At 63.2% G+C, this 16,965-nt stretch carries 14 protein-coding genes; 13 read left to right on the top strand and 1 reads right to left on the bottom strand.

Going from position 1 to position 16,965, the window contains the following annotated elements; genetic code table 11:
• Positions 1-18: 18 nt before the first annotated feature.
• The 3 genes from rpoC to E4K64_RS25940 all read left to right on the top strand — a co-directional run bounded on the left by rpoC (position 19) and on the right by E4K64_RS25940 (position 8,626).
• Positions 19-4,215, top strand: a complete 4,197-nt coding sequence (rpoC, locus tag E4K64_RS25950) for a DNA-directed RNA polymerase subunit beta' (protein ID WP_126258100.1) — start codon at positions 19-21, stop codon at positions 4,213-4,215.
• A gap of 192 nt (positions 4,216-4,407) precedes the next feature.
• A complete protein-coding gene (locus E4K64_RS25945; RefSeq protein WP_135166016.1) occupies positions 4,408-6,468 on the top strand; it encodes an FAD-dependent oxidoreductase in 2,061 nt (686 codons plus the stop codon).
• Positions 6,469-6,601: 133 nt separating this feature from the next.
• Positions 6,602-8,626: an ABC transporter ATP-binding protein gene (locus E4K64_RS25940; RefSeq protein ID WP_135166015.1), complete on the top strand. Its 2,025-nt coding sequence runs from the start codon at positions 6,602-6,604 to the stop codon at positions 8,624-8,626.
• A gap of 175 nt (positions 8,627-8,801) precedes the next feature.
• On the opposite strand, the gene E4K64_RS41635 is transcribed toward E4K64_RS25940, so the two are convergent.
• Positions 8,802-8,927 (bottom strand): hypothetical protein, encoded by a 126-nt coding sequence (locus E4K64_RS41635; protein WP_283812335.1) that lies wholly within the window; start codon positions 8,925-8,927, stop codon positions 8,802-8,804.
• Between the two features lie 572 nt (positions 8,928-9,499).
• Here E4K64_RS41635 and rpsL point away from each other — a divergent pair.
• The 10 genes from rpsL to rpsS all read left to right on the top strand — a co-directional run bounded on the left by rpsL (position 9,500) and on the right by rpsS (position 16,956).
• Positions 9,500-9,871 (top strand): 30S ribosomal protein S12, encoded by a 372-nt coding sequence (gene rpsL / locus E4K64_RS25935; RefSeq protein ID WP_007603006.1) that lies wholly within the window; start codon positions 9,500-9,502, stop codon positions 9,869-9,871.
• Positions 9,872-9,886: 15 nt separating this feature from the next.
• Positions 9,887-10,357 (top strand): 30S ribosomal protein S7, encoded by a 471-nt coding sequence (gene rpsG / locus E4K64_RS25930; RefSeq protein WP_008136420.1) that lies wholly within the window; start codon positions 9,887-9,889, stop codon positions 10,355-10,357.
• Positions 10,358-10,390: 33 nt separating this feature from the next.
• Entirely contained in the window at positions 10,391-12,463 is a 2,073-nt protein-coding gene (gene fusA, locus E4K64_RS25925; protein WP_126258103.1) for an elongation factor G, read from the top strand.
• Positions 12,464-12,503: 40 nt separating this feature from the next.
• Positions 12,504-13,694, top strand: a complete 1,191-nt coding sequence (tuf, locus tag E4K64_RS25920) for an elongation factor Tu (RefSeq protein WP_126258104.1) — start codon at positions 12,504-12,506, stop codon at positions 13,692-13,694.
• Between the two features lie 83 nt (positions 13,695-13,777).
• A complete protein-coding gene (gene rpsJ / locus E4K64_RS25915; RefSeq protein ID WP_002712302.1) occupies positions 13,778-14,086 on the top strand; it encodes a 30S ribosomal protein S10 in 309 nt (102 codons plus the stop codon).
• 98 nt (positions 14,087-14,184) lie between these two features.
• A complete protein-coding gene (gene rplC / locus E4K64_RS25910) occupies positions 14,185-14,898 on the top strand; it encodes a 50S ribosomal protein L3 (RefSeq protein ID WP_135166014.1) in 714 nt (237 codons plus the stop codon).
• Between the two features lies 1 nt (position 14,899).
• A complete protein-coding gene (gene rplD, locus E4K64_RS25905) occupies positions 14,900-15,520 on the top strand; it encodes a 50S ribosomal protein L4 (RefSeq protein ID WP_074116741.1) in 621 nt (206 codons plus the stop codon).
• Positions 15,517-15,819 (top strand): 50S ribosomal protein L23, encoded by a 303-nt coding sequence (locus tag E4K64_RS25900; protein ID WP_028137022.1) that lies wholly within the window; start codon positions 15,517-15,519, stop codon positions 15,817-15,819. The genes rplD and E4K64_RS25900 overlap by 4 nt, the downstream gene beginning before the upstream one ends.
• A gap of 12 nt (positions 15,820-15,831) precedes the next feature.
• Complete coding sequence (rplB, locus tag E4K64_RS25895) at positions 15,832-16,665, top strand: 50S ribosomal protein L2 (RefSeq protein WP_126258105.1); 834 nt, start codon at positions 15,832-15,834, stop codon at positions 16,663-16,665.
• A 12-nt stretch (positions 16,666-16,677) separates the two neighbouring features.
• Positions 16,678-16,956, top strand: coding sequence for a 30S ribosomal protein S19 (rpsS, locus tag E4K64_RS25890; protein WP_008136357.1), 279 nt, complete (start codon positions 16,678-16,680; stop codon positions 16,954-16,956).
• Positions 16,957-16,965: the final 9 nt, after the last annotated feature.

Below are 16,965 nucleotides of genomic sequence, written 5' to 3'. Positions count from 1 at the left end.
GCACGCGAGGAGAAGACGATGAACCAAGAAATTATGAATCTCTTCAACCCGACGACGCCGGCTCAGGTCTTCGACCAGATCCGGATCTCGATCGCGTCTCCAGAGAAGATTCTGTCCTGGTCCTACGGCGAGATCAAGAAGCCGGAGACCATCAACTACCGCACCTTCAAGCCCGAGCGCGACGGCCTGTTCTGCGCCCGCATCTTCGGGCCGATCAAGGACTACGAGTGCTTGTGCGGCAAGTACAAGCGCATGAAGTACAAGGGCATCATCTGCGAGAAGTGCTCGGTCGAGGTCACGCTGTCGCGCGTCCGGCGCGAGCGCATGGGCCATATCGAGCTCGCAGCTCCGGTCGCCCATATCTGGTTCCTGAAGTCGCTGCCCTCGCGCATCGGCCTTCTGCTGGACATGACGCTGAAGGATCTCGAGCGGATCCTCTACTTCGAGTACTACGTCGTGCTCGAGCCGGGTCTCACCGCGCTCAAGGACCGTCAGCTGCTGTCGGAAGACGAGTATCTGAAGGCGCAGGACGAATACGGCCAGGACAGCTTCACCGCCATGATCGGCGCCGAAGCGATCCGCGAGCTGCTCAAGGGCATGGACCTCGAGAAGCTGGAGGCCTCGCTGCGCGTCGAGATGCAGGAGACCGACTCCGACATCAAGCACAAGAAGCTCGCCAAGCGCCTGAAGATCGTGGAAGCGTTCCGCCACTCCGGCAACAAGCCGGAATGGATGATCATGACCGTGGTCCCGGTGATTCCGCCGGACCTGCGTCCGCTGGTGCCGCTGGACGGCGGCCGCTTCGCGACCTCGGACCTCAACGACCTCTATCGCCGCGTCATCAACCGCAACAACCGCTTGAAGCGGCTGATGGAGCTGCGCGCGCCGGACATCATCATCCGCAACGAGAAGCGCATGCTTCAGGAAGCGGTCGATGCGCTGTTCGACAACGGCCGCCGCGGCCGCGTCATCACGGGCGCCAACAAGCGTCCGCTGAAGTCGCTCGCCGACATGCTCAAGGGCAAGCAGGGCCGCTTCCGCCAGAACCTGCTCGGCAAGCGCGTCGACTATTCGGGCCGTTCGGTGATCGTGGTCGGTCCCGAGCTGCGCCTGCATCAGTGCGGCCTGCCGAAGAAGATGGCGCTCGAGCTGTTCAAGCCGTTCATCTATTCGCGGCTCGACGCCAAGGGCCTGTCCACCACGGTGAAGCAGGCCAAGAAGCTGGTCGAGAAGGAGCGGCCCGAGGTCTGGGACATCCTGGATGAGGTGATCCGCGAGCATCCGGTGCTGCTCAACCGCGCGCCGACGCTGCATCGCCTCGGCATCCAGGCGTTCGAGCCCGTGCTGATCGAGGGCAAGGCGATCCAGCTTCACCCGCTGGTCTGCTCGGCGTTCAACGCCGACTTCGACGGCGACCAGATGGCCGTGCACGTTCCGCTGTCGCTCGAAGCGCAGCTGGAAGCGCGCGTCCTGATGATGTCGACCAACAACATCCTGCATCCGGCCAACGGTCAGCCGATCATCGTGCCGTCGCAGGACATCGTGCTCGGTCTCTACTACGTTTCGATCATGCGCGAAGGTCTGCCCGGCGAGGGCAAGATCTTCGGCGACATGGCCGAGCTCGAGCACGCCCTGCACGCGAAGGTCATCCACCTCCACACCAAGATCAAGTACCGCTGGCAGGGCATGGACGAGACCGGCAAGGTCTCGACGCGCTGGATCGAGACCACGGCCGGCCGCGTCATGCTCGGCAATCTGCTGCCGAAGAACCCGCGAATTTCGTACGAGATCATCAACAAGCTGATGACCAAGCGCGAGATCTCGGGCGTGATCGACCAGGTCTATCGTCACTGCGGTCAGAAGGAGACGGTGATCTTCTGCGACCGCATCATGGCGCTCGGCTTCTACAACGCGTTCAAGGCCGGCATCTCGTTCGGCAAGGACGACATGGTCGTGCCGCACGGCAAGTGGAAGATCGTCGACACCACCCGTACGCTGGCGAAGGATTTCGAGCAGCAGTACAACGACGGTCTGATCACCCATGGCGAGAAGTACAACAAGGTCGTCGACGCGTGGTCGAAGGCCACGGAAGAAATCGCCAAGGCGATGATGAAGGAGATCTCCTCGACCAAGAAGACGGCGAGCGGGGCCGATGCCGACATCAACTCGATCTACATGATGGCTCACTCCGGTGCCCGCGGTTCGCCGGCCCAGATGCGCCAGCTCGCCGGCATGCGCGGCCTGATGGCCAAGCCGTCGGGCGAGATCATCGAGACGCCGATCATCTCGAACTTCAAGGAAGGCCTCTCGGTGCTCGAGTACTTCAACTCGACCCACGGCGCCCGCAAGGGCCTCGCGGACACCGCGTTGAAGACCGCCAACTCCGGCTATCTGACCCGTCGTCTGGTCGACGTCGCGCAGGACTGCATCATCACGCAGAGCGATTGCGGCACCAAGCTCGGCATCAAGATGCGCGCCATCGTCGATGCCGGCACCGTGGTCGCTTCGCTCGGCTCGCGCATCCTCGGACGCACGGCCTGCGAAGACATCCGCGACAGCTCCGGCAAGGTGATCATCAAGCGCGACACGCTGATGGAAGAGAGCCATCTGGATGCCATCCAGCAGGGTGGCGTGCAGGAGGTGAAGATCCGCTCGGCGCTGACCTGCGAGCTCGTCAACGGCATCTGCGGCAAGTGCTACGGCCGCGACCTCGCCCGCGGCACCCCGGTCAACCACGGTGAAGCCGTCGGCGTCATCGCGGCGCAGTCGATCGGCGAGCCGGGCACCCAGCTCACCATGCGCACCTTCCACATCGGCGGTGCGGCGCAGCTCAACGAGCAGTCCTTCGTCGAAGCCAATTTCGACGGCAAGATCGTGATCAGGAACAAGGCCATCGCCCGCAACAGCGAAGGTCACCTGATCGCGATGGTGCGCAACATGGTGGTGGCGATCGTCGATGCCGACGGTACCGAGCGTGCGACGCACCGCGTCCAGTACGGCTCGCGCCTGCACGTCGACGAGGGCGACATGGTCAAGCGCGGCCAGCGCATCGTCGAGTGGGATCCCTACACCCGTCCGCTCCTCACCGAAGTCGAAGGTACCATCGGCTTCGAGGATCTGGTCGAGGGTCAGTCGATCTCGGAAACGCTCGACGAAGCCACCGGTATCGCCAAGCGCGTGGTCATCGACTGGCGCTCGACCCGCGGCGGCTCGGACCTGCGTCCGGCCATCGTGGTCAAGGGCAAGGACGGCAAGGTGCTCAAGCTCGCCCGTGGCGGCGATGCCCGCTACATGCTGTCGGTCGATGCCATTCTCTCGGTCGACGTCGGAGCCAAGGTCAATCCGGGCGACATTCTCGCCCGTGTCTCGACCGAAAGCGCCAAGACGCGTGACATCACCGGCGGTCTGCCGCGGGTGGCGGAACTGTTCGAGGCACGGCGTCCGAAGGATGCGGCGATCATCGCCGAGATCGCGGGCACCATCCGGTTCGGGCGCGACTACAAGAACAAGCGTCGCATCTCGATCGAGCCGATGGACAAGACCGACGAGCCGCGCGAGTACCTGATCCCGAAGGGCAAGCACATCCACCTTCAGGACGGCGACGTCGTCGAAAAGGGCGACTTCATCGTCGAAGGCAACCCGGCGCCGCACGACATCCTGGCGGTCAAGGGCATCGAGGAACTCGCGGCCTATCTGGTCAACGAGATCCAGGAGGTCTACCGGCTCCAGGGCGTGCTCATCAACGACAAGCACATCGAGGTGATTGTCCGTCAGATGCTCCAGAAGGTGGAAGTCACCGACCAGGGCGATACGGACATGATCTCGGGCGAGCAGGTCGACAAGATCGAGTTCGACGCGTTGAACGAGAAGGCCAAGGAAGAGGGCAAGAAGCCCGCCACGGGAACGCCGGTTCTGCTCGGCATCACCAAGGCGAGTCTCCAGACCCGTTCGTTCTTCTCGGCGGCCTCGTTCCAGGAGACCACCCGCGTCCTCACGGAAGCGGCGGTCAACGGCAAGGTCGATCCGCTCGAAGGCCTCAAGGAGAACGTCATCGTCGGCCGGCTGATTCCGGCAGGTACCGGCGCCTCCATGGCCAAGATCCGCGAAGTCGCCATGAAGCGCGACAAGCTGATCCTGGACGAGCGCGAGAAGCAGGCGGCCGTCGTGTCGCCCGCGCCGGAAGCGGAGCTTCCCGCGCTGCCGCCCGCGGAATGATCGTTCATCCGTAGGAATACTGAGGACAATGAAAAGGCCGGCGCAAGCCGGCCTTTTTGCTGCATTCCTCGCTTGCTGCAATGCAGGATCAGCCTTTGTTCATCTTTCCTTCAGGCGCAAAAGGGCTTCTGCTAGGAGAGTTTAGACCGGTGGTCCCGCGAAGGGGGCGGACCGGGAGACCACGGAACTCATATGCTTGATCTCGCAATCGTAGGCGGCGGTCCCGGTGGGCTGATGAGCGCCTGGTACCTGAAGCGCAAGCTTGGCGATCTCTGCCGCGTCACCATCTACGAGGCCTCGGACCGGCTCGGCGGCAAGATCGTCACGCGCAAGTTCGATTCGGCGCCCGCGATCTACGAGGCCGGCGTGGCCGAGATCTACGATTACTCGATGACGGGTCCGGATCCGCTGCGCGAGTTGATCCAGCATTTCGGCCTGCAGACCATCCCGATGGACGCCGAGCAGGTGCATCTCGGCGGCGAGCTGCTCAACGATGTGCCCGGCATGCGCCGCAAATACGGCGCCAAGACCGCGGCTGCGATCGAGGCCTTTCGCGAGCGCTGCACCGAGATGTTGTCGCCGGTCGAATATTACGAGGGCGTCGGCGCGCACGACAACGAGAATCCCTGGGCCTACAAGACCGCCGAGCAGGTGCTCGACGAGGAGGTCGAGGACGAGACCGCCAAGCGCTTCTTCAAGGTGATGGCGCGCTCCGACATCGCGACCGAGAGCCACAACACCAACGGCCTCAACGCGCTCAAGAACTACCTGATGGATGTCGACGGCTATATCGGCCTCTATTCCATCCAGAACGGCAATGAGCAGCTGATCGAGTGCCTGCAGTCGGAGGTCAACGCCGACATCCAGCTCAATCATCGCGTGCTCGCCGTGGGCAAGGCGCCGACCGGCCGCTACCAGCTCAAGATGATGAACGGCAAGGGACCGGAGACCCGCGACTTCGATCTCGTGCTGGTCTGCCTGCCGCATTCCTGGCTCGCCACGCTCGGCTGGGAAGGCGAACAGCTGCGCAAGTCGATGGTCAAGCACGTCTCCTATTTCGACCGTCCCGCGCATTACCTGCGCGTCTCGATCCTGTTCGACACGCCGTTCTGGGGGGAGAAGATTCCCGGCGCCTGGTTCATGTCGGAAGCCTTCGGCGGCTGCTGCGTCTACAACGAGGGCGCGCGCCACGACGTCGGCAAGCACGGCGTGCTGAACTGGCTGATTCCCGGCTCCGACGCGCTGGCCTTCGCCAACCTGTCGGACCAGGAGCTGATCGACGCCGCGCTGAAGTCGCTGCCGGCCTCGCTCGGCGATGCGCGTTCGCATTTCATGGAAGGCAAGATCCACCGCTGGCTGTCGTCAGTGAACGCCATACCGGGCGGTCTGCCCGTGCGCGACGTCATGACCAATCACCGGCCGGAGCCGAAGGAGCATCCGGGCATCGTGGTGGTCGGCGACTATCTGTTCGACTCGACGCTGAACGGCCTGCTCGACTCCTCCGACGCCGCCACCGACATCATCCTGACCGAGATGATGCGCCTGCGCCGGGAACGGGCGCAGGAGGACAAGCCGCTCTCCGACAAGATCGATCGCGATTATTTCGAGAACTATCGCGGCCTCGGTCCCTATCACGAGGCGTGGCGCCACTTTACCGACCCCGATTATCTCACCAAGCTGCTCGGCATCGTCTGGGGCAAGACGAAGGGCGCCAGGCTGCTCGTCGCGGGCTCCGCCAGCGGCGAGCTGGTCGGCGCGCTGCGCGAGCGCGGCATCGATGCCTTCGGCATCGAGAACAACCGCGCCATCCACGCCAAGACGCCGAAGGCGCTGAAGAAGTACAACAAGCTCGGCTCGATCACCGACATGCCGTTCAAGGACGGCGCGTTCGACTTCGTGTTCGAGACCAGCCTCTGCCACATTTCCCCGAAGCAGGTGGTCCGCGCGATCCGCGAGCTCAACCGCGTGGTCAAGACCGGCCTCGTGTTCGGATCGATCACCTCGGACATGGCTCCCGCCCTGATCGACCGCTACGACCTGCTGCGCGGGGTCAAGAAACTCGGCACCTGGTGGGAATGGTCCGAACTGTTCTTCGGTAACGGTTTCGAGCTCTCGATGCACCGTAAGGATTGCACCGATGCGCTCTGGGAGGCGACGCTCGCCGCCAACAAGGGGCCGGGGCAGTGGTACGCCGACGCCGACAGCTTGCGCTATTCCTTCTTCGACAAGGTCGAGGACGAGGACGAGGAATAGCCGCGGGACACGCGTCGAATTCGCCAATTGTTTTGCCGAATTCATCTTGATCGCATAGAATCGGTGCAATAGCGGTTGCCGCTATATCCTGCTTTCTCTGCGGTCATGCCGGCCGTCAGCATCGGTTGGTTTCATGGCATCCAAGCCTCTTTCGCCCGACGACAAGCCTCTCTCGCCCGACAAACAGAAGCTTGCCGCAGAAAAGGCGGCCGAGCTCGACGACAAGCTCGCCGCGGCGGCCAAGCCGGACCTCGACGACGAGGAGGATGACGAGGACGAGGCGGACGACGGGCTGGAACTCGATGACAACGATGAGGACGAGGACCTCGTCGTCTTTACCGCCCGCGAAGCCGCCGGCGCGCTCGCAACCATCCTCGGGTTCGTCAAACCCTATCTGACGAACTACAAGCGGATGCTCTCATTCGTTGCGTTCGGCGTCTTCGTCGAGACGCTGTTCAACGTCATCATGCCGCTCAGCCTCAAGTTTCTGATCGACGACGCGCTCGGCGAGGAGGATTTCCATGCGCTGTACAAGATCCTCGGCGTGCTCGCCGCCGCCGGCATCTTCACCTCGATCGTCGCGGTCTGGTACGAGCGCTGGGATGCGCGGCTGGCCGCCTGCATCATCTCGGACGTCCGCAAACGCCTGTTCGAGCACGTCCAGGACTTGCCCGCGGCCTATTTCGGCCGCACCAAGCGCGGCGAGATCCTGTCGCGCTTCTCGGTCGACCTCTCGGCGTTCGAAGGCTCGGTGAAGACCTTCGCCAACAGCGCCGCGCTGCCGTTTCTGGAACTGATCGCGGGCATCGTCCTGATGGTGTTCTTGAACTGGCAGCTCGCGGTGGTCGCGCTGCTCGTGTTTCCGATCACGCTGATCGGCCCGCGGATCCTGACGCCCAAGGCAGTGCAGGCCAATTACGAGCAGAAGCTCAACGAGAGCGCGCTGCTCGGCATGGTGCAGGAGAACGTGGCCGCGCAGGCCGTGATCAAGGCGTTCAGCCTGCAGCGCAAGATGTTCGGCTTCTTCGCCTTCCGCAACGACGAGACGCGCAACAGGATCGCCTCGGCCGCATTCCTGTCGACCATGGTGGAGCGGACGGTCACCATCTCGGTGCTATTGCTCCACCTCGTGGTGCTCGCGATCGGCGCGTATCTCGCGACCAAGGGCCAGATCACCATCGGCACCTTCGTCACCTTCGAGAGCGCGTTCTGGGAGGTCTCCTACAACATCGCCCATCTGATGCACTTCATCCCGGTGTCGATCTCCTCGGCCGCCGCGATCCGCCATATCCAGGAGCTGCTGGACGAGCCGACCCGCGGCGCCGATCGGGCCGGTGCGCCCGATTTGCCGCGCATCACCAACGACATCACCTTCGACCACGTCACCTTCCAGTACGAGGGCAGTCAGACGCCGGTGCTGGACAATCTCAGTCTCAAGCTCGACGCAGGCAAGCGCATCGCGATCGTCGGCCCGAGCGGCTCCGGCAAGAGCACGTTGCTCAACCTGATCCTGCGGCTCTACGTGCCCGACGAGGGGCGCGTCACCATCGACGGCGTCGACGTCCGCAAGGTGACGCTCGATTCGCTGCGCCGGAGCATGGCGGTGGTGTTCCAGGAGAACATGCTGTTCAACATGTCGATCCGGGAGAACATCCGGCTCGGCAAGGAGGGTGCGACCGACGAGGAGGTGGAGGAGGCCGCCAAGAAGGCCGAGATCCACCGCTACATCATGAGCCTGCCGCAGCGATACGACACGCCGGTCGGCGAACGCGGCGACACCCTGTCGGGCGGCCAGCGCCAGCGCATCGCGATCGCGCGCGCGATCATCCGCAACCCATCGGTGCTGCTGCTCGACGAAGCCACCTCGGCGCTGGACCAGACCACGGAAGCTGCGATCAACCGCACGCTGCTCAAGGTCGCCAAGGGCCGCACCATGATCTGGTCGACCCACCGTCTGACGTCGGTGGTCGAGATGGACGAGATCATCGTCATTTCCGGGGGCAGGGCGATCGAACGCGGCACTCATGCCCAGCTGCTCGCCAAGAACGGGACCTATCGCAAGCTGTGGAACGACCAGATCCACCAGCCGCACGGCGCAGCCGCCCCCGTCGACGACGGCAGAGACGAGGACGACGAAGACGACGACGACGAGGAGTGACCGGACCGCGATTCGGTGATTCCGGTGATCGGCATCGGCGCGGTCCGCACCAGACGACGAGTTTTCGATTCGGAAAACTCGGTCGGAGAGCTCTCATTCGAATTGATCGTCAGTGCCGAAACGTCCGCGCGGGCGTTGGTCGCGCGGTAAACTTCGGGCGCTCCCTGGTGAAATCTCAGGTGCCGATGACTGCCGAAGCGGAGAGATTAACGCCCCTTAACGCATGACGAGCAAGAAAAGCCTTGCCGATGGTTATAAAGTTGCGTTTTACCCGGGTATAAATTGCAACCAGGCTGGCCAAGTGGAGGCTGGCCTCCCATATCAGGGGAGCGCGGCAAGGGTGGCAAACAGCGATTTTGACAGGCTCCTGAAGCGCTTCGTGACTGTGGTTTCGCCTTGACTTGAGCGACTCTCACTTATAGAAAGCGCCTCACTTAACGACAGGCGGTGAGCATCGCCAGCGTCGGAACGGGCCACCCGCTAGATCCCCAAGGACCAGTCCACAAGGGATCGCTCAAGGCGGGCACCAACCTCGACGAATGCCGCTCAAACGCTGTCGATCATAGCTAGGCAATGCCAGTGCGATTCTAGGTCTCTTGAGCACGTTCTCTTGAGATCGAATTCGGATGCATGACCTCAGTACGCAGGCCGCGGCTCGACGCTGACCGGCCTCAATACTGCGGTCCTCTGTGGCGTCGAAGCGCTTTCCGCCCGTTAATGGGGCGGTTGGCGCGATTTCGCTTTGTGCGGATAGTTCCGCGGAAGGCGGCCTCGTCGGGCGGGTGGCTCGAAAGAATTTGCAGTCCCGGCAACGGGCTGCGGCAAGACAGCGGATCCGAAAGGGGCCGCGACAGAACAAAGGGTAAGGCCAGGATGCCGACGATCAACCAGCTGATCGCTCAACCGCGTGAAGTGCAGAAGTCGCGCAAGAAGGTGCCGGCGCTGCAGCAGTCGCCGCAGAAGCGTGGTGTTTGCACCCGCGTCTACACCACGACCCCGAAGAAGCCGAACTCGGCGCTTCGTAAGGTCGCCAAGGTGCGCCTGACCAATGGCTTCGAGGTGATCGGCTACATCCCCGGCGAGGGCCATAACCTCCAGGAGCACTCGGTGGTCATGATCCGCGGCGGCCGCGTCAAGGACTTGCCCGGCGTGCGTTACCACATCCTCCGCGGCGTTCTGGATACCCAGGGCGTCAAGAACCGTAAGCAGCGTCGTTCGAAGTACGGCGCGAAGCGTCCGAAGTAAGCGGGAACCAGCTCTATGTCTCGTCGCCACTCAGCGGAAAAGCGCGAAGTCCTTCCCGATCCGAAGTTCGGGAACATCATCGTCACGAAGTTCATGAACTCGGTGATGTATGCCGGCAAGAAGTCGGTCGCCGAGGGCATCGTCTACGGTGCGTTCGGTATCATCGAATCCAAGACCAAGCAGAACCCGCTCGGCGTGTTCGAGCAGGCGCTCGAGAACGTCATGCCGACGATCGAGGTTCGTTCTCGCCGCGTCGGCGGCGCGACTTACCAGGTTCCGGTCGAGGTTCGCTCGACCCGCCGGCAGGCGCTGGGCATCCGCTGGCTGATCTCGGCCGCGCGCGAGCGCAACGAGAAGACCATGACCGAACGGCTTTCGGCCGAGCTGCTGGACGCATCGAACAACCGCGGGAACGCCGTCAAGAAGCGTGAAGACGTGCATCGGATGGCGGAAGCCAACCGCGCCTTCTCGCATTATCGCTGGTAACGGCGACACACTCGGACTCGCAAGGAACGACTCATGCCCCGCCAACATGCCATCGAGGACTACCGTAACTTCGGTATCATGGCGCATATCGACGCCGGCAAGACCACGACGACCGAGCGCATCCTCTATTACACCGGCAAGAGCCACAAGATCGGCGAAGTGCACGAAGGTGCCGCGACGATGGACTGGATGGAGCAGGAGCAGGAGCGTGGCATCACGATCACCTCGGCTGCGACCACCGCGTTCTGGGCCGGCAAGCGCCTGAACATCATCGACACCCCCGGCCACGTCGACTTCACCATCGAGGTCGAGCGCAGCTTGCGCGTGCTCGACGGCGCCGTCTGCGTGCTCGACTCGAACCAGGGCGTCGAACCCCAGACCGAGACCGTCTGGCGCCAGGGCGACAAGTACAAGGTTCCGCGCATCGTCTTCGCCAACAAGATGGACAAGACCGGCGCCGACTTCTTCAAGTGCCTGACCGACATCGTCGACCGCCTTGGTGCCAAGCCGATCGCGATCCAGCTTCCGATCGGTGCCGAGAACAACTTCAAGGGTCTCGTCGACCTCGTGAAGATGCAGGGCATCATCTGGAACGATGAATCGCTCGGCGCGAAGTTCGATTATGTCGACATTCCCGAGGATCTCGTCGAGCAGGCCAAGGAATACCGCGAGAAGATGGTGGAAGCCGCCGTCGAGCTCGACGACGACGCCATGGCCGCCTATCTCGACGGCAAGGAGCCGGACGAGGCGACGCTGAAGCGGCTGATCCGCAAGGCGGTGCTGACCGGCGCGTTCTATCCGGTGCTGTGCGGCTCGGCCTTCAAGAACAAGGGCGTGCAGCCGCTGCTCGACGCCGTCGTCGACTATCTGCCGTCGCCGATCGACGTGCCCGCGATCAAGGGCACCGACGACCGCGGCAACGAGGTCGTGCGCAAGGCGGACGACAAGGAGCCGCTGGCGCTGCTTGCGTTCAAGATCATGGACGACCCGTTCGTCGGCACCATCACCTTCTGCCGCATCTATTCCGGCGTGCTGCAGAGCGGCACCGGCGTCGTGAACTCGACGCGCGAGAAGAAAGAGCGCATCGGGCGCATGCTGTTGATGCATGCGAACAACCGCGAAGACATCAAGGAAGCCTATGCCGGCGACATCGTCGCGCTGGCCGGCCTGAAGGAAGCGCGCACCGGTGACACGCTGTGCGATCCCGACAAGCAGGTGATCCTGGAGAAGATGGAATTCCCCGAGCCGGTCATCGAGATCGCGATCGAGCCGAAGTCCAAGGCCGACCAGGAAAAGCTGGGCGTGGCGCTGGCCAAGCTCGCCGCGGAGGATCCGTCCTTCCGCGTGTCGACCGACCAGGAGTCCGGCCAGACCATCCTCAAGGGCATGGGCGAACTCCATCTCGACATCAAGGTCGACATTCTCAAGCGCACCTACAAGGTCGACGCCAACATCGGCGCCCCGCAGGTTGCGTTCCGTGAGCGCGTCACCAAGAAGGCCGAGGTCAAGTACACCCACAAGAAGCAGACCGGCGGTACCGGTCAGTTCGCGGAAGTGTCGATCGTGGTCGAGCCGAACGAGCCCGGCAAGGGCTACGAGTTCGAGTCCAAGATCGTCGGCGGTGCGGTTCCGAAGGAATACATCCCCGGCGTCGAAAAGGGCCTCAACAGCGTGATGAGCTCCGGCGTGGTCGCGGGCTTCCCTGTGGTCGACGTCAAGGTTCAGCTGGTCGACGGCAAGTATCACGACGTCGACTCGTCGGCGCTCGCCTTCGAAATCGCAGCGCGCGCGGCATTCCGCGAAGCCCTGCAGAAGGGCAAGTCCGTCCTGCTCGAGCCGATCATGAAGGTCGAAGTCGTGACCCCGGAAGACTACACCGGCTCGGTCATCGGCGACCTGAATTCCCGGCGCGGTCAGATCCAGGGTCAGGACATGCGCGGCAACGCCAACGTCATCAATGCGATGGTGCCGCTCATGAACATGTTCGGTTACGTGAACAACCTGCGCTCGATGAGCCAGGGTCGCGCGACCTTCACCATGCAGTTCGACCACTACGCAGAAGCGCCGGCCAACGTGTCGGCAGAAGTCCAGAAGAAGTTTGCCTGATTGTCGTCGGTCTAAAGCTGACGATTGAACGGAGAGTCAAATGGCCAAAGCAAAGTTTGAACGTAACAAGCCGCACTGCAACATCGGCACCATCGGTCACGTCGACCATGGCAAGACGTCGCTGACCGCGGCGATCACCAAGGTTCTCGCCGAAGCCGGCGGTGCGACGTTCACCGCGTACGACCAGATCGACAAGGCGCCGGAAGAGAAGGCGCGCGGCATCACCATCTCGACCGCGCACGTCGAGTATGAGACGCCGAACCGTCACTACGCCCACGTCGACTGCCCCGGCCACGCCGACTACGTCAAGAACATGATCACCGGCGCCGCCCAGATGGACGGTGCGATCCTGGTCGTGTCGGCCGCTGACGGCCCGATGCCGCAGACCCGCGAGCACATCCTGCTCGCCCGCCAGGTCGGCGTGCCCGCGCTCGTCGTGTTCCTCAACAAGTGCGACATGGTCGACGATCCGGAGCTGCTCGAGCTCGTCGAGCTCGAAGTCCGCGAGCTGCTCTCCAAGTACGACTTCCCGGGCGACAAGATCCCGATCATCAAGGGCTCGGCGCTCGCCGCCCTCGAAGATTCCGACAAGAAGCTCGGCCACGACGCCATTCTCGAGCTGATGAAGAACGTCGACGAGTACATCCCGCAGCCGGAGCGTCCGATCGACCAGCCGTTCCTGATGCCGGTCGAAGACGTGTTCTCGATCTCGGGCCGCGGCACCGTCGTGACCGGCCGTGTCGAGCGCGGCGTCGTCAAGGTCGGCGAGGAAATCGAGATCGTCGGTCTGCGCGCCACGCAGAAGACCACGGTCACCGGCGTCGAAATGTTCCGCAAGCTGCTCGATCAGGGCCAGGCCGGCGACAACATCGGTGCGCTGCTCCGCGGCACCAAGCGCGAAGACGTCGAGCGCGGCCAGGTGCTGTGCAAGCCGGGTTCGGTCAAGCCGCACACCAAGTTCAAGGCTGAGGCTTACATCCTCACCAAGGAAGAGGGCGGTCGCCACACCCCGTTCTTCACCAACTACCGTCCGCAGTTCTACTTCCGCACCACCGACGTGACCGGTGTGGTGCATCTGCCGGAAGGCACCGAGATGGTGATGCCGGGCGACAACATCGCGATGGAAGTGCACCTGATCGTGCCGATCGCGATGGAAGAGAAGCTCCGCTTCGCGATCCGCGAAGGTGGCCGCACCGTCGGCGCCGGCGTCGTCGCCTCGATCATCGAGTAACAAGCGAATAGGGAATGGTGAGTGGCGAATAGGGATCTCTATTCGCTACTCGCTACTCGCCACTCACTAGAGAAAGCACGGCAATGAACGGCCAAAACATTCGTATCCGTCTCAAGGCGTTCGACCATCGTATCCTCGATACGTCGACCCGCGAGATCGTGAACACGGCGAAACGCACCGGCGCGCAGGTCCGCGGACCTATTCCGCTGCCCACCCGCATCGAGAAGTTCACCGTCAACCGTTCGCCCCACGTCGACAAGAAGAGCCGCGAGCAGTTCGAGATGCGCACTCACAAGCGCCTGCTCGACATCGTCGATCCGACCCCGCAGACCGTCGATGCTTTGATGAAGCTCGACCTGGCCGCCGGTGTCGACGTCGAGATCAAGCTCTGAGCATGCCCCGAAAAGTGGGCACCGGTTTTCGGATCGGGTCATGCTCACTTACGAAGATTAGCTAGTCCGCAAGGACAGAAAGAACAGGAAGCAAGCCGATGCGCTCCGGAGTGATCGCACAAAAGGTCGGGATGACGCGGGTCTTTACAGAGGCCGGCGAACATATCCCCGTGACCGTGCTGAAGCTCGGCAATTGCCAGGTCGTAGGCCACCGTACCGAAGAAAAGAACGGTTACGTCGCGCTCCAGCTCGGTTCTGGCAGCCGCAAGACCGTTTACATGCCCAAGGCGGAACGCGGCCAGTTCGCGGTCGCCAAGGTCGAGCCGAAGCGGCGGGTCGAGGAATTCCGCGTCTCGCAGGACGCGATGATCCCCGTCGGCGCCGAGATCCTTGCGGATCACTTCGTCGTCGGTCAGTTCGTCGACGTCACCGGCACCTCGGTGGGTAAGGGGTTCGCCGGCGGCATGAAGCGCTGGAACTTCGGCGGTTTGCGCGCCACCCACGGCGTGTCGGTCTCGCACCGTTCGATCGGTTCGACCGGCGGTCGTCAGGATCCCGGCAAGACCTGGAAGAACAAGAAGATGCCCGGCCACATGGGTGTCGACCGCATCACCACGCTCAACCTTCGCGTCGTCCAGACCGATGTCGAGCGCGGCCTGATCCTCGTCGAAGGTGCCGTTCCCGGCTCCAAGGGCGGCTGGATCCGCGTGCGCGACGCCGTCAAGAAGCCGCTGCCGAAGGACGCTCCGAAGCCCGGCAAGTTCAAGGTTGCTGGCGACGCGGAAGCCGCTCCGGCTGCGCAGGAGGCGTGAGATGGAATTGAAGGTCACCACCCTCGAAGGTAAGGAAGCCGGCTCGGTCCAGCTCTCCGACACCATTTTCGGCCTCGAGCCGCGCCAGGACATCATTGCACGTTGCGTGCAGTGGCAGCTCAACAAGCGCCAGGCCGGTACGCACAAGGCCAAGGGCCGCGCGGAGATCTGGCGCACCGGCAAGAAGATGTACAAGCAGAAGGGCACCGGCGGTGCTCGTCACGGCTCGGCCCGCGTGCCGCAGTTCCGCGGCGGCGGTCGTGCCTTCGGTCCGGTGGTGCGCTCGCACGCCACCGATTTGCCGAAGAAGGTCCGCGCGCTGGCTCTGAAGCATGCGCTCTCGGCCAAGGCCAAGGACGGCGATCTCGTCGTGATCGACAAGGCCGCGCTGGAAGCCGCCAAGACCAAGGCGTTGCTCGGTCATTTCTCGGGTCTGGGCTTGACCAACGCGCTGATCATCGACGGTGCCGAGCTCAACAACGGTTTTGCCGCTGCGGCCCGCAACATCCCGAACATGGACGTGCTGCCGATCCAGGGCATCAACGTCTATGACATCCTGCGCCGTCAGAAGCTCGTTCTGACCAAGGCCGCCATCGATGCGCTGGAGGCGCGCTTCAAATGACGAAGAACATCGAGGCTCGCCACTACGACGTGATCGTTGCGCCGGTCGTGACCGAAAAGGCGACGATCGCCTCCGAGCACAACAAGGTGCTGTTCAAGGTTGCCGCGAAGGCGACCAAGCCGCAGATCAAGGAAGCGATCGAGAAGCTGTTCGACGTCAAGGTCAAGAGCGTCAACACGCTGGTCCGCAAGGGCAAGACCAAGGTCTTCCGCGGCAATCTCGGCTCGCAGTCGAACACCAAGCGCGCGATCGTGACCCTCGAAGAGGGCCACCGGATCGACGTCACCACCGGTCTGTAAGGTCGTACGACGATGGCACTGAAGAAATTCAACCCCACGACGCCGGGCCAGCGCCAGCTGGTCATGGTCGATCGTTCGGCCCTCTACAAGGGCAAGCCGGTCAAGGCGCTCACCGAGGGCAAGCATTCCTCGGGCGGCCGCAACAACACCGGCCGCATCACCGTGCGCTTCCGTGGCGGCGGTCACAAGAAGACGCTGCGCACCGTCGATTTCAAGCGCGAGAAGATCGACGTTCCCGCGACCGTCGAGCGGCTCGAGTATGATCCGAACCGCACCGGCTTCATCGCGCTGATCAAGTATCAGGACGGCGAGCAGGCCTACATCCTGGCGCCGCAGCGCCTGGCCGTGGGTGACACCATCGTCGCCGGCAATTACGTCGACGTGAAGCCGGGCAACGTCATGCCGCTCGGCAACATGCCGGTTGGCACGATCATCCACAACATCGAGGTCAAGATCGGGAAGGGCGGCCAGCTCGCCCGTTCCGCCGGCACCTACGCCCAGCTCGTCGGCCGCGACCAGGACTACGTCATCATCCGCCTGAATTCGGGCGAGCAGCGCCTGGTGCACGGCCGTTGCCGCGGCACGATCGGCGCGGTGTCGAACCCGGATCACATGAACACCTCGATCGGCAAGGCCGGTCGCAAGCGTTGGATGGGCCGTCGCCCGCACAACCGCGGTGTCGCGATGAACCCGATCGACCATCCGCACGGCGGTGGTGAAGGTCGCACCTCGGGCGGCCGCCACCCGGTCACGCCGTGGGGCAAGCCGACCAAGGGCAAGAAGACCCGCACCAACAAGTCGACCAACAAATTCATTCTCCTAAGCCGCCACAAGCGGAAGAAGTAAGGAACGCCGGACATGGTTCGTTCAGTCTGGAAAGGCCCGTTCGTCGAGGGTTCTCTGCTCAAGAAGGCAGATGCCGCGCGCGCGTCCGGCCGTCACGACGTCATCAAGATCTGGAGCCGTCGTTCGACGATCCTGCCGCAGTTCGTCGGCCTGACCTTCGGCGTCTACAACGGTCAGAAGCACGTGCCGGTGGCCGTCAACGAGGAAATGGTCGGTCACAAGTTCGGCGAGTTCTCGCCGACCCGGACCTTCCATGGCCACTCCGGCGACAAGAAAGCCAAGAAGGCTTGAGGATTAAAC

This window comes from Bradyrhizobium frederickii (genome assembly GCF_004570865.1).
In the GTDB taxonomy this organism is placed as follows: Bacteria; Pseudomonadota; Alphaproteobacteria; order Rhizobiales; family Xanthobacteraceae; genus Bradyrhizobium; species Bradyrhizobium frederickii.
The sequence above is the reverse complement of the archived record's forward strand: the minus strand, read 5'-3'. Positions and strand labels throughout refer to the sequence as shown.